The organism is Clostridium aceticum (assembly GCF_001042715.1).
GTDB lineage: Bacteria > Bacillota > Clostridia > Peptostreptococcales > Natronincolaceae > Andreesenella > Andreesenella acetica.
The window spans coordinates 737,352-761,029 of record NZ_CP009687.1 but is presented as its reverse complement, the minus strand read 5'-3'; the positions used below and the strand labels follow the sequence as shown (position 1 = coordinate 761,029).

The 23,678-nt window shown below is 34.3% G+C and carries 19 protein-coding genes; 6 read left to right on the top strand and 13 right to left on the bottom strand.

What is annotated here, in order from left to right; translation table 11 throughout:
* Positions 1 to 21: 21 nt before the first annotated feature.
* A complete protein-coding gene (locus tag CACET_RS03390; RefSeq protein WP_044822970.1) occupies positions 22 to 225 on the top strand; it encodes a hypothetical protein in 204 nt (67 codons plus the stop codon).
* Positions 226 to 609: 384 nt separating this feature from the next.
* Here the strand turns inward: CACET_RS03390 and CACET_RS03385 are convergent, their stop codons facing one another.
* The gene (locus CACET_RS03385; protein ID WP_052661191.1) at positions 610 to 2,673 is read right to left on the bottom strand and encodes a methyl-accepting chemotaxis protein; all 2,064 of its coding nucleotides are present in this window, start codon (positions 2,671 to 2,673) and stop codon (positions 610 to 612) included.
* Positions 2,674 to 3,015: 342 nt separating this feature from the next.
* Here CACET_RS03385 and CACET_RS03380 point away from each other — a divergent pair, with 342 nt between their 5' ends.
* Complete coding sequence (locus CACET_RS03380) at positions 3,016 to 3,795, top strand: ABC transporter ATP-binding protein (RefSeq protein ID WP_242846861.1); 780 nt, start codon at positions 3,016 to 3,018, stop codon at positions 3,793 to 3,795.
* A complete protein-coding gene (locus CACET_RS03375) occupies positions 3,785 to 4,609 on the top strand; it encodes an ABC transporter permease (RefSeq protein WP_044822972.1) in 825 nt (274 codons plus the stop codon). Before CACET_RS03380 ends, CACET_RS03375 begins: the two co-directional genes overlap by 11 nt.
* 118 nt (positions 4,610 to 4,727) lie before the next feature.
* Here the strand turns inward: CACET_RS03375 and CACET_RS03370 are convergent, their stop codons facing one another.
* The 4 genes from CACET_RS03370 to gltB form a co-directional block, all read right to left on the bottom strand.
* On the bottom strand, positions 4,728 to 5,711 hold the full coding sequence (locus CACET_RS03370; protein WP_044822973.1) for an aldolase catalytic domain-containing protein: 984 nt from the start codon (positions 5,709 to 5,711) through the stop codon (positions 4,728 to 4,730).
* Positions 5,712 to 5,934: 223 nt separating this feature from the next.
* Positions 5,935 to 6,360 (bottom strand): ferritin-like domain-containing protein, encoded by a 426-nt coding sequence (locus CACET_RS03365; RefSeq protein ID WP_044822974.1) that lies wholly within the window; start codon positions 6,358 to 6,360, stop codon positions 5,935 to 5,937.
* A gap of 34 nt (positions 6,361 to 6,394) precedes the next feature.
* Positions 6,395 to 6,838, bottom strand: a complete 444-nt coding sequence (locus CACET_RS03360) for a hypothetical protein (protein ID WP_044822975.1) — start codon at positions 6,836 to 6,838, stop codon at positions 6,395 to 6,397.
* A 270-nt stretch (positions 6,839 to 7,108) separates the two neighbouring features.
* On the bottom strand, positions 7,109 to 11,659 hold the full coding sequence (gene gltB / locus CACET_RS03355; protein WP_242846862.1) for a glutamate synthase large subunit: 4,551 nt from the start codon (positions 11,657 to 11,659) through the stop codon (positions 7,109 to 7,111).
* 441 nt (positions 11,660 to 12,100) lie between these two features.
* Here gltB and CACET_RS03350 point away from each other — a divergent pair, with 441 nt between their 5' ends.
* Positions 12,101 to 13,177, top strand: coding sequence for a threonine aldolase family protein (locus CACET_RS03350; protein WP_044822977.1), 1,077 nt, complete (start codon positions 12,101 to 12,103; stop codon positions 13,175 to 13,177).
* 55 nt (positions 13,178 to 13,232) lie between these two features.
* On the opposite strand, the gene CACET_RS03345 is transcribed toward CACET_RS03350, so the two are convergent.
* The 8 genes from CACET_RS03345 to CACET_RS03310 form a co-directional block, all read right to left on the bottom strand.
* Positions 13,233 to 14,663, bottom strand: coding sequence for a sensor histidine kinase (locus tag CACET_RS03345; protein ID WP_044822978.1), 1,431 nt, complete (start codon positions 14,661 to 14,663; stop codon positions 13,233 to 13,235).
* The gene (locus CACET_RS03340; protein WP_044822979.1) at positions 14,656 to 15,333 is read right to left on the bottom strand and encodes a response regulator transcription factor; all 678 of its coding nucleotides are present in this window, start codon (positions 15,331 to 15,333) and stop codon (positions 14,656 to 14,658) included. The genes CACET_RS03345 and CACET_RS03340 overlap by 8 nt, the downstream gene beginning before the upstream one ends.
* 147 nt (positions 15,334 to 15,480) lie before the next feature.
* Entirely contained in the window at positions 15,481 to 15,960 is a 480-nt protein-coding gene (locus CACET_RS03335) for a DUF4342 domain-containing protein (protein WP_044822980.1), read from the bottom strand.
* Positions 15,961 to 16,045: 85 nt separating this feature from the next.
* On the bottom strand, positions 16,046 to 18,019 hold the full coding sequence (locus tag CACET_RS03330) for a DUF4153 domain-containing protein (protein ID WP_052661192.1): 1,974 nt from the start codon (positions 18,017 to 18,019) through the stop codon (positions 16,046 to 16,048).
* A gap of 23 nt (positions 18,020 to 18,042) precedes the next feature.
* On the bottom strand, positions 18,043 to 18,255 hold the full coding sequence (locus CACET_RS03325; protein ID WP_044822981.1) for a helix-turn-helix domain-containing protein: 213 nt from the start codon (positions 18,253 to 18,255) through the stop codon (positions 18,043 to 18,045).
* Between the two features lie 11 nt (positions 18,256 to 18,266).
* Positions 18,267 to 18,761, bottom strand: a complete 495-nt coding sequence (locus CACET_RS03320; RefSeq protein WP_044822982.1) for a DUF2975 domain-containing protein — start codon at positions 18,759 to 18,761, stop codon at positions 18,267 to 18,269.
* A gap of 405 nt (positions 18,762 to 19,166) precedes the next feature.
* Positions 19,167 to 19,910, bottom strand: a complete 744-nt coding sequence (locus CACET_RS03315) for a TIGR03915 family putative DNA repair protein (protein ID WP_044822983.1) — start codon at positions 19,908 to 19,910, stop codon at positions 19,167 to 19,169.
* A gap of 31 nt (positions 19,911 to 19,941) precedes the next feature.
* The gene (locus CACET_RS03310; RefSeq protein ID WP_044822984.1) at positions 19,942 to 21,207 is read right to left on the bottom strand and encodes a putative DNA modification/repair radical SAM protein; all 1,266 of its coding nucleotides are present in this window, start codon (positions 21,205 to 21,207) and stop codon (positions 19,942 to 19,944) included.
* 361 nt (positions 21,208 to 21,568) lie between these two features.
* Here CACET_RS03310 and CACET_RS03305 point away from each other — a divergent pair, with 361 nt between their 5' ends.
* Together CACET_RS03305 and CACET_RS03300 are read left to right on the top strand one after the other, a co-directional pair.
* Positions 21,569 to 22,702, top strand: a complete 1,134-nt coding sequence (locus tag CACET_RS03305; RefSeq protein ID WP_044822985.1) for a sensor histidine kinase — start codon at positions 21,569 to 21,571, stop codon at positions 22,700 to 22,702.
* Between the two features lie 10 nt (positions 22,703 to 22,712).
* Positions 22,713 to 23,486, top strand: a complete 774-nt coding sequence (locus tag CACET_RS03300) for a response regulator (protein ID WP_044822986.1) — start codon at positions 22,713 to 22,715, stop codon at positions 23,484 to 23,486.
* Positions 23,487 to 23,678: the final 192 nt, after the last annotated feature.

The window sequence follows — 23,678 nt, the reverse complement described above, 5'->3', positions numbered from 1 at the left end:
TTCGTATGAGGGGGAATTGGAATGGTGCTGAGTTTAGTACAAAATAACCTAGAAAAGGAAGTCTTAAGAGAAATAAAAGAGATACAAGATCTAAAAAGAAAAATAAACGAAGTAAAGCAGACTAAAATCTGTGAAGAAAGCAGCCTGCTGCTACAAATTTTTGATATGGAACTAAGTAAGAAAATTGAAAATTATACCTATTGCCAAAATATTATTATATCATAGGCGTTAACTTAACACAGTTATTACCAAAATTTTCTCGAACTGTCATCCTGAGGGTAGCGAAGGATCTTGGGATAACGAAGGCCGCCAAATTATGGTTTAAGTTAACGCTAATGAATATTATATAACGTTATACTTGTTATCACATTGAAAATACATATAAACAGCCCTCTATAGCACAAGACCACTGAAAAACTATAGTTTTTTGTTTGTCATTCTGAAACAAAGTTGAAGAATCTTATGTTTTCAATATAATTAAGATCCTTCACTAACGCTCAGGATGACAAAAATAACTTTTTCAGTGGTCTCCTATACCACAGGGCTGTTTTTTTAAAACTCATGGATATTTCAAGAAAGATCTAAAGCTTTACAAAAGTAACTATGGGCTTAGTACTTGAATCTATAAATACTGTTCTGCATTTCCTCTGATAGCTTTGATAAGGCTTCACTGGCACTGGCGATTTGTTGCATAGAAGCAGTTTGTTCTTCTACTGCTGCAGAAGCTTCTTCTGTACCAGCTGCATTTTCCTCTGAGATCGCTGATAAATTTTCAATAATCTCTATCATCTCATTCTTTTTGTTTTCCATTTCTTTACTTGATTGATTAATAGCCATTATGATTTTGTTAATCTTTTCAATTGCACTATTAATTCCCTGAAACTTTGCATGTGTCGACGCAACACTATTTGTTTGGGATATAACGATATTTTCAGTATTTACCATCATATCAACAGCGTATTCTGTCTTATCTACCAACTCTTGAATAATTGTAGTAATTTCTTCTGTAAATCTATTAGATTGCTCTGCTAGCTTTCTTATTTCCTCTGCTACCACTGCAAATCCCCTCCCAGCTTCTCCAGCACGAGCTGCTTCTATGGCTGCATTTAACGCCAACAGGTTTGTCTGTTCTGCAATACTCCTAATCATTTCACTGGCAGTTCCTATTTTTTCAGCACTTTCGTTTGTATTCATAATAATTTGATGTACTTCTTTTGTTGCATGATTACTGAGTTTTGTCTTTTCCACTAAATCTTTTAGAATATCAAAGCCTTCGTCTTTTAACCTATTTACTTCTTCGGTAGAGATATTTAACTCTTTGATGTCTAGATGACTATTCTCAATTAATTTACCTAGTTTATTAATATATATTGCTCCTTTTTCTGTATCCTTCGCCTGCTCATTCGCCCCTTTTGCTATCTCTTCAATGGTTTTAGCTACCTCATCTGCTGCAAGTGCAGATTGTTGGCTAGTGGCAGTCAACTCTTGTGAAGAAGCAGCTACATGGTGAGAAGTATCAGAAACATGTCTGATTAAATCAACAAAGCTATTTTGCATCGTTGTTAGGGCTTTTGCAATCCTTCCTATCTCATCTTCTCTTTTTAAATACTTTATTGTTGCATCTTTTTCATCACAAGTTAAATCATAGTTAGACAGTTTTTCAATATCCTTTGATAGATCGATCATTGGTTTAGAGATAGATCTGCTTATCATCACCGTAGCTAAGATACCAAGAATTAAAATAAGGAGGCTGGTTAATAAAATTCCTCTTTTAAGGTTTAGTAGTGATAAAGCAGCTTCCTCTTGAGAAATAGTTAATACAATGTCCCATCCTGTTTCAGGTATTTTCGCAAAGTAAGCGTAGTATGTACCCTCTTTATCTTCAAACTGGAACTTCCCCTCCATTTGCTCTAAAATCACTTCACTTTCTGCAGCAAAACTAGGGTTTTCATCTTGGAAAATGGAAACCTCCATACTCTTCTTAGCATCATCTGTTACAATATATACCCCTGTAGCATCGATAAGATGTGCTCTACCAGTATAGCCCACTTTAACATTATCGATAATCTCATACAATACATTTAAATCCATGTCACTAGTCACAACGCCTTGAATCTCATTATTTTTATTATAGAAGGGGGCAGCAGCAGTAATCATAATGATTCCTGATAGCTCATCATAATAGGGTGTTGTCCATGCCACATCATTTACAACCTCCTTGGCCATAGTGTACCAGTCCCAGCTAACATAATCATATGCTTCTGTAGCATATTCTTCGGTAAAAATCACATTGTTATTATCTTTATAGGCATAGGGTCCAAAATACTTTATTGTTTCACGGTATTGATAGGGTTCATACCACACACCTGTGCCCAAAGTCTGCTCATTAACTAAAGGATAATTTGTTAAAAGCTCAATATACTCTTCCCTTGTTAAGCTGTTGCCTATAGCTGCAATGGTTTTTGACAGGCCATAAACTGTTTTTTTATGAGCAGTTAAGTAGTTTTCTATTTCATAAACCGTCTCTGCCATTTGATGTTGTAACTTACTTTCTATTTCTTCCTCAACAATACTTTTAGCAATCCTATAAGTCACCATACCAAACAATCCACAAATGATACTTATGATAATGCCAAAGGATATGATTGACTTACCAGTTAAACTCTTAAACACTTTTGCTTCCTCCTTGTCTTTTCTCAAATCTCTTTACTAAAGTAAATCTTCATTGCTTATGAACAAATAATTAACACACTAACCTAAAGGATACCTTTCTATGTCATCTATGTTTTTTTATATATAACACTCTACTACCCTCTTTTATATAAGCATCAACTACTTTAACAACATAACAATACTTTTTACCCTGCACTACTTTTTCTACATTTTCTTGTAAAATACCTCCTTAATTAAGAAAAAGAATAGTTTGTTCCCTTTTCAGTAACACAATTTCTCTTCTGTCATACTATAATAACATGACATTTATTATTATGGTTTATTTTTAAAGGAGGGATGGTTGTGGAAGAAACTAAATTCATAGAGATAAAAAATATTTTAAAAACTTACCATACGCTAGATGGTGAGACAAAGGCTTTGGATCATCTTTCTTTTGATGTTGATAGAGGAGAAATTATTACCATTGTAGGACCTAGTGGTTGCGGTAAATCCACCATATTATCAATTATTGCGGGACTAGTCAAGCCTAGCTCTGGAGAAGTTTTTATAAATGGTCAGCAAACAGAGGGGCCTAATAGAAGTATTGGATATATGTTTCAAAGTGATCACTTATTTCAATGGCGCACAATTATGGAAAATGTATTAATTGGATTGGAGATCCAAAATAAAGTAAATCAGGAGAGTATTGAAAGGGTTACAAAGCTGTTAGATACTTACGGTTTAAAGGATTTCAAAAACCATTATCCTAATCAATTATCTGGTGGAATGCGCCAAAGAGTTGCTCTTATTCGAACCCTTGCTATTGAACCAGAGTTACTATTGTTAGACGAACCCTTTTCTGCTCTAGATTATCAGAGTCGTTTAGCGGTTAGTGATGATATTGCAGGGATTTTAAAGAGGGAGAAAAAAACCGCTATTATGGTCACACATGACATAGCAGAAGCCATATCCATGGCAAATAGAGTTTTAGTACTTTCTAAACGACCTGCCAGCATCAAAAGTATCCACGAAATTAAATTAACCTGCAGTGCTGAGCGTACCCCCTTAAAGTGTCGTGAAGCTCCGGAATTTAGACATTACTTTAATGAAATATGGAAGGAGTTAGATGTGTATGTCAAATAATAAAACTTTTGGAAATACTTTGCACTCCTCCAGTCATATGGAATATCTTAAAGCCCTTAAGCAGCATCGCTTAAAAATTAAGTTGTCTCAAGTATGTGTTTTATTAGGTTTTCTACTATTATGGGAAGTCGCCGCTACCCTAAATTGGATTGATTCTTTTTTCACCAGTAAACCTTCTGAAGTTTTTAAATTGATTATTAACCTATCACGAGACGGCTCACTTTTTAAACATACAGCTATCTCTGTTTTTGAAGTTGTCATGGGTTTTGTTATAGGTACTATTTTAGGAACAATTGCTGCCATTATGTTATGGTGGTCAGATTTTGCAGCTAAAGTACTAGACCCTTATCTGGTGGTCTTAAATGCTTTACCTAAAATTGCTCTGGGACCTATTATTATCATATGGGCTGGAGCCGGCATGCGGGGTATCATCGTAACTGCCCTAGCAATTTCTCTCGTTGTAACGATTTTAGCCACCTACAATGGTTTTAAAGAAGTAGATGAAGAAAAAATAAAAATGCTTATGACCTTCGGTGCTACAAAATTTCAAATACTACAAAAGGTTGTTTTTCCTGCCAGTATCCCTACTATGCTAAATACCATGAAAATTAATATTGGTATGTCCTGGGTAGGAGTAATCGTTGGAGAGTTTCTTGTTTCTAAGGCTGGATTAGGTTACTTAATTGTCTATGGCGGTCAAGTATTTAGATTAGATATCGTGATGGCGGGAGTTATTGTTTTGGCAATTGCTACAGCTTTAATGTATCAGCTTATCGTATGGCTGGAAGCTAAGTTTTTAAGAGGAAGACAATAATCCCTTTAGTAAATAAAAAAATCCAACAAAAACACTAAATTATCGTGTGCTTTGTTGGATTTTTTGTTGTCTTAATAGATCTCGGTAACTTTCTATAGTATTTGGCTTTCCATTCTCTTCAAGGTTGCATATCTAACAAAGTATTGTGAAGTTTCACAAAGTCTCTTTCATCATTTTTTATGAACTCTATTGCTGTTCTAGGATGTTCATTTAGTTGGCCCACCAGCATATAGGGAATATCATATCCCCAGTTCATCTCTAAATGAAGCGGCTTTACGTACTTTTCAATTAGTTTAAGCAGCGGAACAATGTTGTATTTTGGATTTTTCAAGAACCCCATCAATAATTCCAAAGGGCAGTTTCCAGCTCCTCTCCCTAAACCATAAACGGTGGCATCTAGATAACTTGTACCCATGATTAAAGATTCAATGGTATTGGCGTAGGCCAATTGCTGATTATTATGGGCGTGTATACCCACCTTTTTCCCCACTTGTTCTGTTATATTTAAATATTTTTTTACCAACCTATGAATTTGTTCTGAATAATAAGTACCAAAACTATCCACTAAGTAGATTACATCCACGTTAGTATTTGCAAAAATATCAAGTGCTTCGTCTAAATCAGTTTCTGATACCTTTGAAATAGCCATTAAATTAATCGTTGTTTCATATCCTTTACTATGCGCATCTTCAATTAATTCAATAGCAGCTGGAATTTGATGAATATAGGCTGCAACTCGCACCATATCCACGACGCTGTCTTCTCTTGGGCGAATATTTTCTTTAAAAGTTCTTCCTATATCTGCCATCACTGCTAATTTAAGCGGTGTTTCATTACTGCCTACAACACTTCTAAGGTCTTCTTCTAGACAAAAGTTCCAAGGACCAAACTCTTTAGTAGACATTACCTTCGGAGAAGCAATTTTTCCTATTTCCATGTAATCTACACCAATTTCTACACAAGTATCATAAACAGCACGAACAAAGTCTTCTCCAAATTGATAATTGTTAATCAATCCGCCATCTCGAATGGTACAGTCTAAAACTTTAATATCAGGTCGATATGTAATCCATGTTCCCTTTTTCTCTTTGATTAGTGACATTGTGTTTTCCTTCCCTCTTGTATAAGTATATTGCTACTATTCTATCATAGAAATTCTATTAGCGTAAAGGTATATATTCATTTGTCTACCAACTTTTTCGTATTATTACCCGTAAGCTTTAAGCATATGCACAGTCAAAGAGAAAGATAGGAAGTAAGGCAAGGAAAACCAAGGACAGAACCTTGTACGTAGATAACCATACAAAGCCCTGTCCCTGTTTATATTATTTATAACGGTTTAAGATTCCCTCCAACATTCTAGCATGCCTTGCCTCGTCTTTTGCGGATTCATTGAAGTAATCCCTTATTGTATCTAGCCCTAATGCCGCAGCCTTATCTGCAGCTTGTTTTTTACCTTCATTTGCAAAGATTTCTCCTTCCAGCATCTGTCTGATATTATCAAACAAATCTTCTTGAATCATGCTGTTAAATTCAGCAAATCTTGCCGCATGTTCTGCTTCCTCCCATGCAATGGTTTTTAGAACTTCAGCAATTTCAGGATATCCTTGACACTGAGCTAACCTAGCCATAGCGAGATAAACCCCTACTTCGCTAGTTTCACCGGTAAAGTTTTGCTTTACAATTCTTTCTAGCTCTGTTCCTTTTGTTTCACCGATTACATTTTCTACTGTTAAACTTTTCTTCTCCATTCTTTCTCCTCCTATATTTTAAAGTTTCAAATTGTTATGAAGCACTTTTTTTACACTGAAAAGCTTGGAATATTTTGTCTGCTATTTCTTCATTAACGTTTTTAATATCTCCTAAATAAAATAATGTACTTCCTTTATAATCCTGGGCTTCTCCTAACAGTATAATTTCTAAGGCACTTCTTACAATATTAATAATACATTCCTCATCATGATAGAGATTGCAATTTTTACACTGATTCAAAAGAAAACCAATGGTGTCTACAATCATTTCATCATCGTAAATTTTTGTATCATTATAAGGTATTTCCTCCATACCACCATCTATAAATTCATTATGTTGCTTTAGAGAAGTTGTAAGGCTTTTTTTGCAATACCCGATTAAACAAGTATCTTTTTCACAAGAACTGCATTGTTCTTCACCTAAGCAACATTTAGTAACTTCCTTAATCAAATGTTCAAAATTAATAGTAATACTCATCTTCTTTTCCCCCTTGTATATTCTACTAACTAAAAAATACTAACTCTATATGAAAAACTCAGTTGTTTTATTTTTAAGACATATCTCAATAAAATTAACATCAGCATCTTGATTCTATGTAACAATCCCAATTACTGTATACCCTCACTATTGTACATAAAACACTTTTTTCATATAAAAACATCCTTCTTCATAGTAAAGTAAGGATGCTTTTATAGCAATGGTTTTCTTACAAACCTTTATAAAGCAGCAATTACCTAAGCTGCGTAGTTATATTGTAGCTGCTTGCAGTAAAGTATGCTCTTTATTTTTGAGGATATCTCTATATAAGGGTGAACTAACTTTCACAAATTGTTTCCCATAGATCTCCCAATGATCTAATATCTCTTTTGCTCTAGAACTATTGGTATAGTTCAAATGATTTTCTATCATACTTTTCACTAAAGCTATGTCTTGTGTATCCTGTAGCACTTCCACATCAACAATTTCTTGATTTACTTTCTCTTCTAAATCATTTTCATCTATTATATAAGCAGTACCTCCACTCATCCCTGCTCCAAAGTTTCTACCGACACTGCCTAATACAACAACTACACCCCCCGTCATATATTGACATCCATGATTTCCAATTCCCTCTACAACTGCTAATGCACCACTATTTCTAACAGCAAACCTTCCCCCTACAGCACCACTAATATATACTTCACCAGAGGTAGCTCCATAGAGAAGTGTGTTGCCGGCGATAATATTCTCTCTAGTATCAAAGGTGGCTTCCTTAGCAGGGGTTACGATAATCTTACCTCCGGATAGTCCTTTTCCTAGATAATCATTGGCATCTCCCTCTAATCTTAGCGTAATTCCTTTAGCACAAAAAGCACCGAAACTCTGACCAGCAGAACCCTTAAAGGTGTACTGAATGGTATCTTCTGGCAATCCCTTTTCACCAAATTGTTTTGCAATAACCCCACTTAACATAGTACCAATAGTCCGATCCGTATTTGTAATCTTAAAGGTTTTTTGTACTTTTTTCTGGCTATCTAATGCTTGTGCTGCTGTTTTTATCAGCTGTCGATCTAATACATCCTCTATTTTATGTTCTTGAGGCACCGTACATCTTCCAATAATCCTAGAAGGCAGCTCTGGTCTGTATAAGATAGATGCAAGATCCAGATTTTTTATCTTGCTCTCTTTAAGCTCTTTTGCCTCCAGCAAATCTACCCTGCCTATCATATCGTCAATGGCTCTAAAACCTAGTTCTGCCATAATTTCTCTTATTTCCTGAGCGATAAAGGTGAAATAATTTATTGTATATTGAGGATTTCCTTTAAACCTTTCTCTTAAATTTTTTTCTTGGGTAGCAATGCCCACAGGACACTTGTTCAGGTTACAACGTCTACACATAATACATCCGTTGACAATTAAAGCTGCTGTAGAAAATCCATACTCCTCTGCTCCTAATAAAGCCGCAATAACCACATCTCTTCCAGTACTCATCTTACCATCTACCTGTAGGGTAATACGACTTCTAAGGTTATTAAGAAGTAAGGTTTGTTGTGTTTCCGCTAAGCCCAGCTCCCAAGGAAGCCCTGCATATTTCATAGAACTAATAGGAGCTGCCCCTGTCCCCCCATCATGCCCACTAATGGTAATAATTTCTCCATGCCCCTTTGCTACACCAGCTGCAACAGTTCCGATACCAGTGCTGGCGGCTAACTTTATGTTAATACGTGCCTTAGGATTAGCATTTTTTAAGTCATAGATCAACTGTGCTAAATCTTCTATTGAATAAATGTCATGATGTGGCGGAGGAGAAATCAAATCAATACCCGGCAGAGAATGTCGCACTTTGGCAATTTCATCTGTTACTTTGTTACCAGGTAAATGTCCTCCTTCACCAGGCTTTGCGCCTTGAGCCATTTTAATCTGAATCTCATCACAATTTACTAAATAGTCGATGGTTACACCAAACCTTCCTGATGCAATCTGTTTCACTGCACTTTTTCTAATATTGCCATTGATATCAGAGAAATAACGCTTGGCATCTTCCCCCCCTTCACCACTATTGCTTTTGCCCCCAATTGCATTCATAGCAATCGCTAGAGCTTCATGACATTCTTTACTGATGGAACCAAAAGATATAGCCCCGGTTGTGAAGCGCTTTACAATATTATCAATTGACTCCACTTCTTGAATAGCTATACTTTTTCCCCTTTTAAACTTTAGTAAGCCTCTTAGAGTAGCTGTAGCTTCTTTACTATTGTTAATATTCTCAGCGTATTCTTTGTACATCTCGTAGTTGTTGTTTTTGCAAGCCATTTGCAGCTGTTTTACCCTTTTAGGGGTAAACATATGATATTCCCCTTCAGGTCTCCATACAAACTCTCCACCCTCATCCAGCTTCTTATCTCCTGTTTGAAACATATCATTTGCACTGGTATGTCGTGTAATAACTTCTTGGGCTATACCATCTAAGTCTAAGCCAGATAGTTTAGAAGGCGTTCCTGCAAAATATTCCTCCACTACATTTTGGTGCAGACCCAGCACTTCAAAAATTTGTGCTCCATGATAACTTTGCAAGGTAGATATTCCCATTTTTGAAATAACTTTTAATAACCCTTGAGCAATAGCATAACGATAATTCTCATAACCTTCTTCTACCTCAATATCCTTTAGCATCTGTTTATTATTTATCATATGTCGTATGGATTCAAAAGCCAAGTAGGGATTGATGGCTTTTGCTCCATAGCCTACTAACAATGCCATATGCATTACATCTCTTGCATCACCACATTCAATAATAATATCTGCCTGTGTCCTCAGCTTCTCTCTTATTAAGTGATGATGTACTGCGCCTAATGCCAATAAACTCGGAATAGGTGCATTGTATAAATCTATATTGGTATCACTTAAAACCAAAATATTATATCCTCTTTTTATATTTTCAACAGCCCTTTTGCATAAATTATCCAGTGCTGTTTTAAGTCCAGATTCTCCACTATCTATAGGGAAGGTCATAGGTAATGTAATAGCCTTAAAATCCTCTGTATATACATGGCGTAATTTTTCAAGTTCTGCATTGGTCAAGATCGGTTGTTCTAATTCTATAAAAGGCTGTTTCTTTTCGATCTCTATTTCATCTATGAATTGCCCATGCTGCCCAATATATTGTAAAAGAGACATCACCATCTTTTCTCTAATAGGATCAATAGGAGGATTGGTAACTTGAGCAAATTTTTGTTTGAAGTAATTAAATAAAAGCTGAGGTCGCTTTGATAAAATTGCCAAAGGCATATCTATACCCATAGCACTTATTGGCTCTTCTTTATTTTTAGCCATAACACTAAGAACATCTTTAATCTCTTCCTCTGTATAACCAAATATCTTTTGATTCTGCAGCAAAACTTCTTTATTCATTTTTCTTACTTCATTAGAAGGTTCAAAGTCTTCCAAAGTCAGCTTATTTTTCTCTATCCATTCCCCATAGTTTTCTTGGGTACATATCTCTTTTTTGATTTCTTCATCTAGAAGAATATTTCTTTTCTTTGTGTCAATCACAATCATTTCACTGGGTTGTAGACTGCCCTTCTTTACCACATTGTCTGGTTCTACTTCTATTACACCGGTTTCTGAAGCCATAATGACCAAATCATTTTTGGTAATAGTATAACGAATAGGACGCAAGCCATTCCTGTCTACTGTCGCGCCGATTTTATGACCGTCTGTAAAAACAAGCGCCGCTGGTCCATCCCATGATTCCATGATTCTAGCATGGTATTCATAAAAACCTCTCTTATCCTTATCCATTTTGGCATCCCTCTGCCATGCTTCTGGTATTAACATCATCATGACATGCTCTATCGGATGACCGTTGGCAACAAACATCTCAACAGTGTTGTCCAGACTCGATGAGTCACTGCCTTCAGCCTCAATCACTGGTAACACCTTCTTAAAATCTTCTCCAAATACTTGTGAGCGCATAACGCCTTCTCTTGCATGCATCCAGTTGATATTTCCTCGTATCGTGTTAATTTCCCCATTATGAGCAATGTATCTATAGGGATGTGCCAGTTTCCATGAGGGAAAAGTATTGGTACTATAGCGCTCATGCACTACTGCGATAGCCGTTTCTACCAATTTACTCTGTAAATCGATATAAAAATCCTCTAATTTATAACCTAAAATTTGTCCCTTATATACGATGGTCTCCGATGATAAACTACAAATGTAAAAAGCATCCGTATAGGGACGTTTCATGGCGTTTATTGTATTTTGTATACATTTACGGACAATCAACAGCTTTCTCTTGAATACCTCTAAGGTTTGGTTTCCCCTTGCAATCATGACTTGACTCACAACAGGTCGTGTTGCTCTAGCAGATTCACCACATTCCTTCTCGTTGACAGGTACTTCACGCCATCCTATAAGCTCTTGACCCTCTTCTCTTAAAATTTTTTCACAAAGACCTTCACAAAAAAGTCTTGCATTAGGTTCTCTTGGTAAAAACACCATCCCTACTGCGTAATCTCCAGGCTTAGGCAGCTGTATCCCTAATTTATGGGTTTCTTCCTTTAGAAACTCATGAGGAATTTGTATGAGTATCCCTGCACCATCTCCAGTACTGGGGTCTGCCCCCACGGCTCCTCTATGCTTTAGCTTCTTTAAAATTTGTAAGCCCTTAACTAAAATATCATTGCTCTTTTTTCCTTTGGCATTAACAATAAACCCTACACCACAATTATCTTTTTCCATCATAGGATCGTATAAACCTTGCTTTACAGGCAATCCATATTGTCCCATTCCAGCTCCCTCGCTTTCTTTCATCTGATACCAATCTATTTTGTTCGAAATATTTTGAACATTTATCCTTTGCCTGTTAAAATTATTTTCCAGGAAATTTAGAAGTTCATAGAATAAGTTTAAGTTTATTTTTAAAAATTTTCAAATAATTTAAAAAAAACTTTATCATGTTTTTGTAAGATATGCAATGTTTTTTAAAAGTTATTTTATTTTTGGAAGTTATTTTTACAAAATTTCTAAGGAAACTACAGCATACCAAAGTTAAATTTTCTCTACCCCTACTGAAGGAAAAAGGTGAAGTCGGAAAGAATAGATAGAGATAGCAGAGTCATAAGGACGGCAGGCTGCGTGAGAATTGTCACCACACACCAATAAGGTTAGTTTTTACTCAGTGTGACGTAAGGGATGTAACATACCTATTACAATTTATATATAAAATAATGATAGTTTATGGAGGAGAGAATTATGTCAGATTCTACAGAAAAAAATTCTTTGAACAACTACTTGGAAACACAAGAATTCTACAGCTTTAGGAATGATTATAGTGAAGGGGCACACCCTAATATTCTAAATGCACTGCTGCAAACAAATTTCAAGCAGCAAAACGGTTATGGGACAGATGATTACTCTCAAAAAGCAATCGAACTGCTACGTCATAAGCTTCAGAATGCAAATGCAGATATACATTTTGTCTCTGGAGGTACGCAGGCTAACTTAGTGGTCATATCTTCTATATTAAGACCTTATGAGTCAGTAATAGCAGCAAATACAGGGCATATTCATGTTCATGAAACAGGAGCCGTCGAAGCTACTGGTCATAAGATCAATGTTGTTGATAGCAAAGACGGCAAGCTTACACCTAAAAATATACAGAGGGTATTGGAAGAACATACGGATGAGCATATGGTTAAGCCAAGAATGGTTTTCATCTCAAACTCAACAGAAATAGGTACCATCTATAAAAAGAAGGAACTAGAAGAACTCTTTTGCTTTTGCAAATCAAATGGTCTACTATTATATTTAGATGGTGCTCGGCTAGCCTCAGCTCTGTCTTCCCAAGAAAGTGATTTGAGTTTGCCAGACTTATCAAAACTAGTGGATGTTTTTTATATTGGAGGAACTAAAAATGGAGCATTGCTAGGAGAAGCCATTGTTATTAATAATGATGCATTAAAATTAAATTTTAGGTTTCATTTAAAGCAAAAAGGAGCATTACTGGCTAAGGGAAGATTACTAGGACTGCAATTTATTGAACTGTTTAAAGAAAATTTATATTTCAATTTAGCTAAACATGCTAATCTAATGGCATTTAAATTAAGTGAAACTATCGAAGGACTGGGTTATAAGTTTTTAACTCACTCTTCAACAAATCAAATTTTTCCCATACTCCCAAATAAAGTTATAGAGCAGCTAAGCAAAAAATATTTGTTTTATATTTGGTCTAAAATAGATGGTGAAATGTCTGCGATTCGACTTGTGACCTCTTGGGCAACTGAGGAGTACGCAGTGGATAGTTTTATAAAGGACCTTGAATCCTTCTAATGAACAGCAGCTTGAATCAATCCGTCTTTGAAGCTAGAATTTTTTTGTCATCATGCTATTCTGCGTACGGTAGCATGATGACAAACTTAGTACCTAAGCCTGAGTTACTTTTTACTTCAATTTTTCCATCATGGCTGTCTACAATCCACTTTGCAATAGATAGTCCTAAACCTTGTCCTCCGCTAGATTTTGTTCTAGACTTATCTCCACAGTAGAATCGCTCAAATATATGAGGAATGTCTTCTTTAGCTATGCCTATACCAGTATCCTCTACCTCGATAACAATAAAATTTTTCCACACTCTTTGATAAATAGAAATCTTCCCTCCCTCTGGGGTAAATTTCATACTATTATCTATTAATATCCTCAATAATTGCTTAATAGATTTTCTGTCTCCATGAAAAATACAGTCTTCCTTTATATCCCAATGAAATTCATGTTTTGTATCGATCAGTTTCGCATCCTTCACTACCTCAAGAATTAACTCTTTTATTTGAAATTCTGCTTTTTCCAGTTTTTGAAGATTTTTATCTGTTCTTGCTAAAAACAGTAGTTTTTCAATTAAGTCCTTCATGTTTTCTGATTCACTTTTTATTGCCTCAATAGCCTCTTGCAATACTTCTTTGTCTTCCTTCCCCCATCTATCTAATAAATTAGCATATCCTTGAAGAACAGAAATAGGAGTTCTTAGTTCATGAGAGGCATCAGAAACAAATTGATTTTGTTGTTGATAGGAAGCTTCAATACGATCCAGCATCTCATTAAAAGTTTCTGCTAAATCCTTTAACTCATCTTGAGAATCGCCCACATCCAATCTTGTATCTAACTCATGGATAGAAATATGCTTCACTGTTTTCGTCATTTTTTCAATAGGTTTTAGCATTCTTCTACTGGCTTTTGAACCGAAGACAAGAGTGATAAGAATAGCAATTCCCTGCATCATAAATAGAGCAATAAATAGGACCTTCATATATAGATCCTCTGACTTTAAATATTTTGTTCCCCTTATGGTATATTCTTCGTTGCCCATCATGATTGTTTCCTTCACGATTAATGGTCGTGCAAAAAACACAGTATCCTCTACTATCATAGTACCGTCAGTAGAAAATAACTGTTTCCCCTCGCTATTTAAAACCGTTATATCCATGTTTTCTCTTACTGCTGCCTCCTGTAAATAGTTCTCATAGGAACCATTTTGAATTTCCAAAATCTCGAAGATATTTCCTAAGCTCCCTTTTAAATTTTTGTTTGCTTGCTGTTTTAGAAAATAGCTAGAAATCCCTAGAACACTAGCACTAATGAAGAATAGTAGCAAAGAAAAGATAAAAGCATAGACAACAGTGATCTTGAAGGTAATAGAAAAACGAAATAGTTTCTTCACCCTTTTAAATCCATAGCTAACTCCTCGAAGCAGTAACTTTATCATTTGAAAAAGCAATACAAAAACCTTTTTTATTATGGTTAGTGCCTGTTGAAGTTTATTCATTTTTTAAAAGATATCCCACCCCTCTGATGGTATGAATAAGTTTGTCATTGTATTTTTCATCGATTTTACCTCTTAAATATCGAATATACACATCCACTACATTGGTATCTCCTAGATAATCATATCCCCAAACCTTTTGCAATATCTTTTCCCTCGTTAAAACGATATTTTTATTTTCCATTAAGTAAAGCAATAAATCAAACTCTCGTTTTGTTAGCTCAATGACATGTCCATCATAAGTAACCAAATGCTTTTCTATATCTATCTGGAGTTTGCCTAACCTCAAACCTTCGAAAGATTCAGTAGTCACCCTATTTCTTTTTAATACAGTCCTAATCCGTGCCAATAATTCCTCAATAGCAAAGGGTTTTGTCATATAATCATCTGCTCCAAGATCAAGTCCCATCACTTTATCTGTCGTTTGATCTTTTGCCGTCAACATGATAACGGGTACGTCCGAAGTGATGCGAATTCTACGACAGACCTCCATCCCACTCAAACCCGGCAGCATAATGTCCAGTAAAATCAAGTGTACTTCTTCCTTTAAAGCTTTTTCTAGTCCTTCTCTGCCATCATAGGCTTTTAATACCTCATATCCTTCGTACTTTAATTCTAACTCAAGAAAACGTGCAATTTTCACTTCATCTTCAATAATCAATATCTTTTGCATCTACCTTCACCTACTTTTTTAAAAAATAAAATCAGAATTGATCATACTTTATTTATCTCGGAAAAATTTTTACTTCCACTCCTCTTTCATTATATATGATATTGATAGGATAAAGTATAGCCTACATGTTAAGATGTAGGCTATCTGCTAAATTTTTTCTTTTTCTATAGTTTCTTTCGTTGTTTGATTTACCATAGCGTTTACAGTAGAGGATACTTTGTCAAGAACCACATTGACTTTCATATCTTCTCCATCTTTTTTCTTTATCCTTATTTTATGATTTGTAAGAAATGCTAAAGGTAGACCCGCCAGCGGAATGACAGGAGCAATAATGCTGGCAATTACCGTTACTGTCATAGATAGATTTAAAATATTGTTATCCTTCTTACTAACAATTAGTCTTGTATCGTTGCCTTTTTTTATCGTACTTTTTGCAAAGTTGCTGATACCTTTAAGCATGGTTTCTGCTTCGCAGTTTTTTTCAGGTTTCGTTTTATTTGCCTTCTCTAAAAAAATCAAAGCTTCCACTAAATCGCCATTACTTTCCTCTAATGCTTTTTTTGCTTCCTCATAGCTGACATTTGCTCTTTTTCTTAATAAATCAACGGTTTCTAAATCAATACTCATAGCTTATATCCCTCCATTATTCTTTTTCTACACTTATTATAAAAGATGAAGATTAGAAGATCCTTAGGAAAAGATTAAAATTTGATTAGAAATTACTCCTTAATAACTTGCTTTTATAATAATTAAATCCGTACCAATGCACATCATTTTTGTCTAATCTTTCTTTTTCATCTTGTATATGATCCTTTATGTTATTTCTAATAAAGGGGTCTTCCACCTCTAAAAGCTTTGCCATCTGTGGTATTGCATCATAGGATAATTGTTTAATATAATTTATATCTATGATACCCGTTTCCTCATACCTCAAGATATTTCCCTTTGCTATGAGTCCGTCTACATTAATGAAATTTAGTCCTATATAAACTACCAATGTAGCGATAACTGCATATTGAAAGATAGGAGTTTTATTGATCCATATTCCTAATAACAGGATTATTAGCAGAATACCAATTAAAAACATAAATGCCTGAACAAATATTCTCAGCCTAGTAAAACCAAAAGCCTTCTCATATAAATACATTTTGTAGTTTGCAGAAACTACCATATTTAAGGTAAATAAAATTAAAAGACTATAAGAGAAGTTAGCTATTGTGTTGACTTTTTTGTAATCTTTCTTTGTTAGATTTATACTTAATAGCAATATGCTAAAGTTGATAAGGGTCACTAAAACAAGTTCAAAAAATCCTTTTCTAGCATATTCAGCATAGGAAAGTCCCTCCGGCAAAGCCTGTAACCCTCCCCCATATAAGTAAGAAAATTGTATAATCGTAAACAGTAAATAAGCAATATTTATAACAAATATAATTGTTATTATGGTTACTGGTTCCCATGAAGCTTTTATTAGAGAAGTACCTTTACTTTTATAAGATATCTCATCGTATTTAAAACTCCATAGAAAGCCAAATAGATACAGTGTAATTATACTGATAACAAAAGTATGTCTTAGCATACTCATGGTATTTAGTTTGCTAAATAGCCTAGCAATGTTATCAATATAGTATTTAAACATCATATCAGCAGAAGTCAGTAATAGGAGTACCACCACCAATAAGGGTATAGATATCAAAAGTCCTCTTATAATATTTTTCTGGTTTGGATTTTCTTTTAATTTTTTTCTGTCTCTTTTTATCTCTTTACCAAAAATGAAAAATCTTGGAAGAATACCATGTACTTTAACAAAAACCCTATCTAAAACATTTCTCCCAAAGCTTAAGTTTATTTCCTTTACGTTTTCATATCTTATGGTTATTAAATAACTTGCTATTAAAAAAGGAATAGCTATCACATTGATGGTCTTTAGTACATCATTGTTATATATCCCGAAACTTAAGGATAAAAGAATAATAGGTATTAAAAAGATAAAGCCTAGCTTTTTATTTAATCGCCTAGGTTGATTCATCCCACATATTGATACAATAAGAATCGCCATACTAAAAATTAATCCTGATATTCCTATAGGTGCCCCTACAAAAAAGTAGTCAAATAAGATCCCCAAACCTAGTGCCATCGCCATAACGATGCCTTTATTTGCCAGGCTTTCTTCAGCGTCAGTTTTGTTTCTTTTATTTTCTACATACAACTTTTTTAAATAGGCTTTCCCTCTTGGATGGTTAAAGTAGGTATTTTTAATGATGTCTATCCATGGGGCTTCATACTCCTTTTTAATAGCTTCTTTTAATAAAAGCTTTATGTAACTTATTTCAAGTTCTCTAAAAGCCCATAGATCACTTAACTCTATCCAGCTTAATGCCATCGGCTTAAAATAGTTTCTAAAACAGTTCACCTTTTCTAGAGAATTTTCTAAATCTATCTCTTCCTCCTGCACATCAACAACAAATGTTTTTGTACCTTTATTTATCTCTTCTTCAAACTGGAAGGCGATCCCCTGCTTTAAGTTTAATTGTTCCTCTAATACTCTTTGCATAGCCTCTATTTCCTTCTCGCTGTCCTTCACCTCTCCCCAAATAAAAAAATGCTCCATTCTACCAACTTGATTCATCCCCTCTACTGTTAGAACTTTGCCATTTTTTATAATGATTCCCTGTACTTTTTTAGCCATTATCCCTCCCCCTTTAAATAAAATTAATCTTCATCAGAAACATATTCCAATATATCTCCAGGCTGACAGTTTAACTCTCTGCATATAGCTTCTAGTGTATTAAATCTTATAGCCTTTGCCTTATTATTTTTCAATATTGAAAGGTTTGCATTTGTTATACCAACCCGTTCTGCTAATTCCTGCAATGAAATTTTTCTCTTAGCCATCATAACATCTAAATTTACAATTATACCCATAATATTCACCCTTATATTGTTAAGTCGTTTTCTTCCTTAAATTGAACCGCCATTTTAAAAACTTTTTCCAATACTAAAATAAACAATCCCGCAAAAAAGAATATAAAAAACTCAAAATCTGTATGAATCCCCTTTGCATCTATGTAAATGATCTGAAGGTCTTTGTAATTAGGATTAATAAAAAAATTTATAAAATAACAGACAGCTATAATGAAACTTCCTATCCATATGTTTTTTAAACTCTTGACATTCTCCCAAACAAAAGGATCTCTGGTTACAAGTGTCTTTGTTATTTTCCTCAGACTATAAACAATAGCGATCAATGATGTGCTGCCAATGAGAAATAAGAAATAGACAAAAGTCATGATTGATGTAGCTTCTTTAAATGCACCTGTAAATAATGTGTTTTTAGATACTGATACAAATAAAACTACTCCTATTAATAGTAAAACATCTAATACTATTTTGAGAAAACTTGATAAAGATTTTTTTCCGTAATATTTCATGATCTAACCTCCTATATGAGTACTTTATACCTATGCATTTACAAATCTATAATATCATTATATTTTTTATTATTCAATATATTTTTATCGAAAAACAATAATTTTTTATTCTTTAAAAATATATGATGCCATTTGTCTTTTTCCATTTTGTAGCATTTTTACTGAATTTTAATAGAAAAATAATTAGTATTAACTCAAGCCATGATTTATCATCCTGAGGATATGAAAGCAAATAGAATTAAGCAAATTCTTCGTTATTTCAAGATCCTTCGCTATGCTCAGGATGGCAATTTGAGAGGGCTTTAAAAAATAATTAGCTTGTGTTATAGAAAAATTAAAAAGAATAGGTTTATAAGAATATTAGATGCTTTTTTTCGTCTAATCTCCTTTTAAACCTATTCTTTCTTATTTTCCTTTTAGTTCTATTAAGTGTTTCCAGTAACGTTTTGGCATATAAGCTTTTTGTAGTTTAGGGTTTTTTCTGTTTTTAATAGCTATCGCCTTAAAATATTTTCTCCATAAATCCTGATACTGCATTTCTTCTTCATCCAAAGCTATCTCTCCCTGTAGCTTCCCCTCCGTCATCATCCATTTTTCTTTATTATAAAAAGCTGCTAAACCCCTCTTGATATCGTGGATGATCCAGTTTTGATCCGCCATCCTTCTAGCAAAATGAGGTGCCAACAAAGCAGTGATATTATGATCTGGTTCTATTTCAGCATAGTAGACATCGCTCTCTAGTTTTTGGAACCTAAGGAGCCCCGTCATCCGATGGGCTTCCTTACTAACCTTCTGACTTAGCTTATGGAGATCTAAGACACGATCCTCCCCGTGACAATCATCTATTTTGGCACCAATTCTCCATCCCAGCCTTAGATATTGATATACCTTTGTAGCAGCTTCCTCCTCCTCTGATAAAAAGGCATAAAATACATTTTTTAAGGCTCTATAGGATATCTTATCTTTAATAGCGTTGTAAACCTTCTCCGCTTTGTCTTTGTCAGTAATAATAGGTATTAAAGAAACAAAAATATTCTCTTGTAGCGTATCCTCCCTCACAATTCTTTCAGGTTTTTCAGGAAGGTAATACGCCTCGTAGATGGCCGTCAGCATACCTTCGAAACTTCCATCATAAACAAAATAATGCATCTTATACTCTCCCTTACTATTTTCTCAGACTTTACTGCAACATAGAAAATAGAGATAACTGTTGCCCTTCCTCCTTTATAGGTTGAAGATTTCTCGGCAAATCTCCTATAAGTGCTTGCCGTAATAGATTTTCCTTGAAATCAAACGCCCCATAATACTTTCCATTGCAGGTGATAAAGTACTTAGCCCTTTTCAATACCACACCTATTTTCTTTAAATCATCATAACTAAGAGAATGCATTCTTCTAGCGGCAGCAATGCGCATAGCAGATTTTACCCCTACACCAGGGATCCTTAGCAACATTTCATAGGGGGTTCGATTAATTTCCATAGGGAACAAATGAAGATTTTTCAAGGCCCAATTGCACTTTGGATCTAAGAATACGTCAAAGTTAGGTGCCTCCTCTTGTAGCAATTCTTTTGAAGTAAATCCATAGAATCTTAAAAGCCAATCTGCTTGATATAGCCGATGCTCCCGTAATAATGGCGGATTAGCAATCACCGGCAACTTAGGATCACTGGATACTGGAACATAAGCGGAATAATAAACTCTCTTTAGTCCAAAAGTATTATATAAGCCCTCTGATAGTCTTAAGATATTTAAATCTGCATCTGGCGTAGCCCCTATAATCAACTGGGTACTTTGACCTGCTGGCACAAAGGTTTCTGCCTTTTTATAAAGCTTCTTTTCCTCCACTTTTTGAATAATTTGGGATGAGATAAACCCCATTGGCTTGATGATGGCTTCCTTTTTCTTCTGTGGGGCCAGCAGTTTGAGACCTGCATTAGAAGGAAGCTCTATATTAACACTCATTCTATCCACCAGTTGTCCAGCCTCATGGATTAAAGCCATATCCGCTCCAGGTATGGCCTTCATATGAATATATCCATGAAAGCAATGTTCTTTGCGAAGTAATCTAGCAGTTTTTACCATCAGTTCCATTGTATAATCAGGACTCTTATGTACTGCTGCCGATAAGAACAAGCCTTCTATGTAATTTCTTCGGTAAAAATTAATCGTAAGCTCTGCCACCTCTTCAGCAGTAAAGGAGGCCCTTGGAACATCGTTGCTGCTTCTATTGACACAATAGGCACAGTCGTAGACACATTCGTTGGTTAAAAGAATCTTCAATAGAGATATACATCTACCGTCATCCGCCCAACTATGACAGATACCCGCCATATGTCCATTGCCCAGACCTTTGCCTGTGTTTTTTCTATTACTACCACTAGAGGAACACGAAACGTCATACTTTGCCGCATCCGCTAAAATCTCTAACTTTTCTAATAGATTCACGTCTTCCCACACTCCATTATCAGTGAATATTTGGCTTAGAAGTATTTCAAATATTTTCTAAATTCATTCTATCTCAATAGATAAAATTTGTCAAACATACGTTCGTATAGATGCAATAAAAAAATAGAGAAAAATTGTTTTACAAAAGTTCCCTTAGAAATTTAATTTTTTGGACAATCCTATAAAAATCTAGTAAACTAGAAATAGACAAGCTTCTGCATTCTTTACAATTGACTTATAGAAATTTTTATACTACCACTTTATCCCTACCTATAAGTTCTATATTTCATCAAGGTGTCAAGTTTGGATATGCAGAAAATATTATATAACTTTTAGTTAAGCTAAGTTAGGAGGGAGCCATTTGAATCAAGGCTTTGAATTACAGCATATTAATCTCAATCAAAGTTTAGCTGACTCCATAAACCAATCTTTAAATTTCATGCTGGAGATAGAGGGCAGAGTAGCAAAGAACAAACTTGAATGCTACATAAATAGTATAAACGATCATTACTGTAAGTATTTAAATATTGAAAAAAACCAAGTTCTAGGTAAGAAGATTTCTAGTATCAAAGATGACTTTACAAATATATACTATACAATCATGGGATATTTTTTTCAAAACCCTACCAAAGATCATATTCATATTTATTTAAAGAAAAATAACCAGCATTTCCAGATCGCTGACGTAGAAGCACTCAACGATGAAAACTGTGAACTTTGGCAGATTACAGCCTATTCCTTTAGACAGAGCACGAATCATTTCAAAGTATTTATTTGTACTAAGGATACTAGTAAAGAATTATACCGAGTGAGAGAAAAATATAGTGTAGAAGATATAAAAAACTATTATGACAAAATTATCAACTTGTCAGATATGGTTTCAAATTTATCTCATGCTTGGAGGCAGCCTCTTAACGCCTTGAATTTCTCCATTATTAATCTTATCGATGAAATTCATAGTGAGGAAAGAGACCTCGTCCTATTAGAAGAGTACTATAAGGAAATCTGGGAAATCATAAATAATCTATCTAAAAAAATAGAAAACTTCAAAGCTTTTTTTGAAGTAGATTATGAAAAAGAAGTCTTCAATGTGGAGAAATATCTTGATCTGGTTTTTGAAGTTATGGAGGAAAAAATCAGCAAGGAACACATACAAATCGATGTAACTATCCAGGAAAAAATTGATAAGTATGGATCTCCTAAAGAATTTGTACAGATCATGTATTGTATTTTCTTTGATATTATAGAATGCTGTAAAGATAGATTAGATAGCAACAACAGAAAACTAATTATTGCTATCTATAGAAATAAAGACAATGTCTGCTTCGATATCAAAGTTGTCTATAACAAAGAGGAACACAAGCACTTTCAATTGCAGTTAGCTCATTTATCTATGTTTAATAATATACTGTGTAAAAAGATGAAAGGTTCTATTGATCTAATCAATACTAAGAAAGAAAATAAAGTATCAATCAGTTTTCCTTTAGATATATAGGAGGGGTACTATGGAAGAAATCAATGCATTATCACAGATAAAGGTCCTTTATGTAGAAGATGAAGCCATTACTAGGAATCAAGTTTATAGATTCTTAAAAAAAAGGGTTGGCAAAGTAATTGCTGCTGAAAATGGCGAAGATGGTATCAACAAATTTCTTGAATTTCAACCAGACATTATTATAACAGATTTAATTATGCCAGATATAAATGGTATAGAAATGATGAAAAAGCTAAGGACCGATGGTTTTCGATGTCCTTTTATCATTACATCTGCCTTATCAGATACAAAAACAATCCTGGAAACGGTAGATTTAAAGATAGAAAAGTACCTAATTAAGCCTATTGATGCAGATGTATTGATGAATAATTTAACAGAAATAGCTACTGAAATTTTAGAAAAAAGAGGAAATCTACTGGTCATAAACCATGATCTCATTCTAACAGAAGATATGAAAACCCAGTTGGAACTTGAAATTAGAAACTTGTATTCAAAATATCTAAAAAAAGTGACTGGAAAAGGCGCACAACTTATCAATGTTTTTATTAAAGGAAAAGAGATCGAAATTGTTTTAAAGGAAACCCTTACTGTTTTAGAAGAAAGCTTTCTAGCTATAGGTCAGCACTATAAAAATGTAGAGTTTCTTAGGAAAGCAATTTATGAAAATACCATAAGTGAGGTTGAACAACAGATTAGTGTTTTAATCAAAAGAAAAGTAACCATAAAAAAAATTGACGTCTATCCAAAGGAAAGGTTTGAACGGATATTATTTCAGGTTTTATAAAATACATAATACATGAATAAGATACTATTTGACAAAATATAGTATTTATGTTACATTATATATACTTGTATATATATGTATATTTTTCTTAATAAATAAAGCGGATATCCTTTGGTATAAGCCGTCTTTATATTAAGGTTTGTACAGCAGTGTTTCCTTTCAGCAGTTGGAAGACTACCTGCCCTCTATACA

Coding starts and splice junctions, on each gene's coding strand:
- CACET_RS03390 (WP_044822970.1), top strand. CDS start 22: ATGGTGCTGAGTTTAGTACAAAATAACCTAGAAAAGGAAGTCTTAAGA.
- CACET_RS03375 (WP_044822972.1), top strand. CDS start 3,785: ATGTCAAATAATAAAACTTTTGGAAATACTTTGCACTCCTCCAGTCAT.
- CACET_RS03370 (WP_044822973.1), bottom strand. CDS start 5,711: ATGTCACTAATCAAAGAGAAAAAGGGAACATGGATTACATATCGACCT.
- CACET_RS03365 (WP_044822974.1), bottom strand. CDS start 6,360: ATGGAGAAGAAAAGTTTAACAGTAGAAAATGTAATCGGTGAAACAAAA.
- CACET_RS03360 (WP_044822975.1), bottom strand. CDS start 6,838: ATGAGTATTACTATTAATTTTGAACATTTGATTAAGGAAGTTACTAAA.
- gltB (WP_242846862.1), bottom strand. CDS start 11,659: ATGAAAGAAAGCGAGGGAGCTGGAATGGGACAATATGGATTGCCTGTA.
- CACET_RS03350 (WP_044822977.1), top strand. CDS start 12,101: ATGTCAGATTCTACAGAAAAAAATTCTTTGAACAACTACTTGGAAACA.
- CACET_RS03345 (WP_044822978.1), bottom strand. CDS start 14,663: ATGAATAAACTTCAACAGGCACTAACCATAATAAAAAAGGTTTTTGTA.
- CACET_RS03340 (WP_044822979.1), bottom strand. CDS start 15,333: ATGCAAAAGATATTGATTATTGAAGATGAAGTGAAAATTGCACGTTTT.
- CACET_RS03335 (WP_044822980.1), bottom strand. CDS start 15,960: ATGAGTATTGATTTAGAAACCGTTGATTTATTAAGAAAAAGAGCAAAT.
- CACET_RS03330 (WP_052661192.1), bottom strand. CDS start 18,019: ATGGCTAAAAAAGTACAGGGAATCATTATAAAAAATGGCAAAGTTCTA.
- CACET_RS03325 (WP_044822981.1), bottom strand. CDS start 18,255: ATGGGTATAATTGTAAATTTAGATGTTATGATGGCTAAGAGAAAAATT.
- CACET_RS03320 (WP_044822982.1), bottom strand. CDS start 18,761: ATGAAATATTACGGAAAAAAATCTTTATCAAGTTTTCTCAAAATAGTA.
- CACET_RS03315 (WP_044822983.1), bottom strand. CDS start 19,910: ATGCATTATTTTGTTTATGATGGAAGTTTCGAAGGTATGCTGACGGCC.
- CACET_RS03300 (WP_044822986.1), top strand. CDS start 22,713: ATGGAAGAAATCAATGCATTATCACAGATAAAGGTCCTTTATGTAGAA.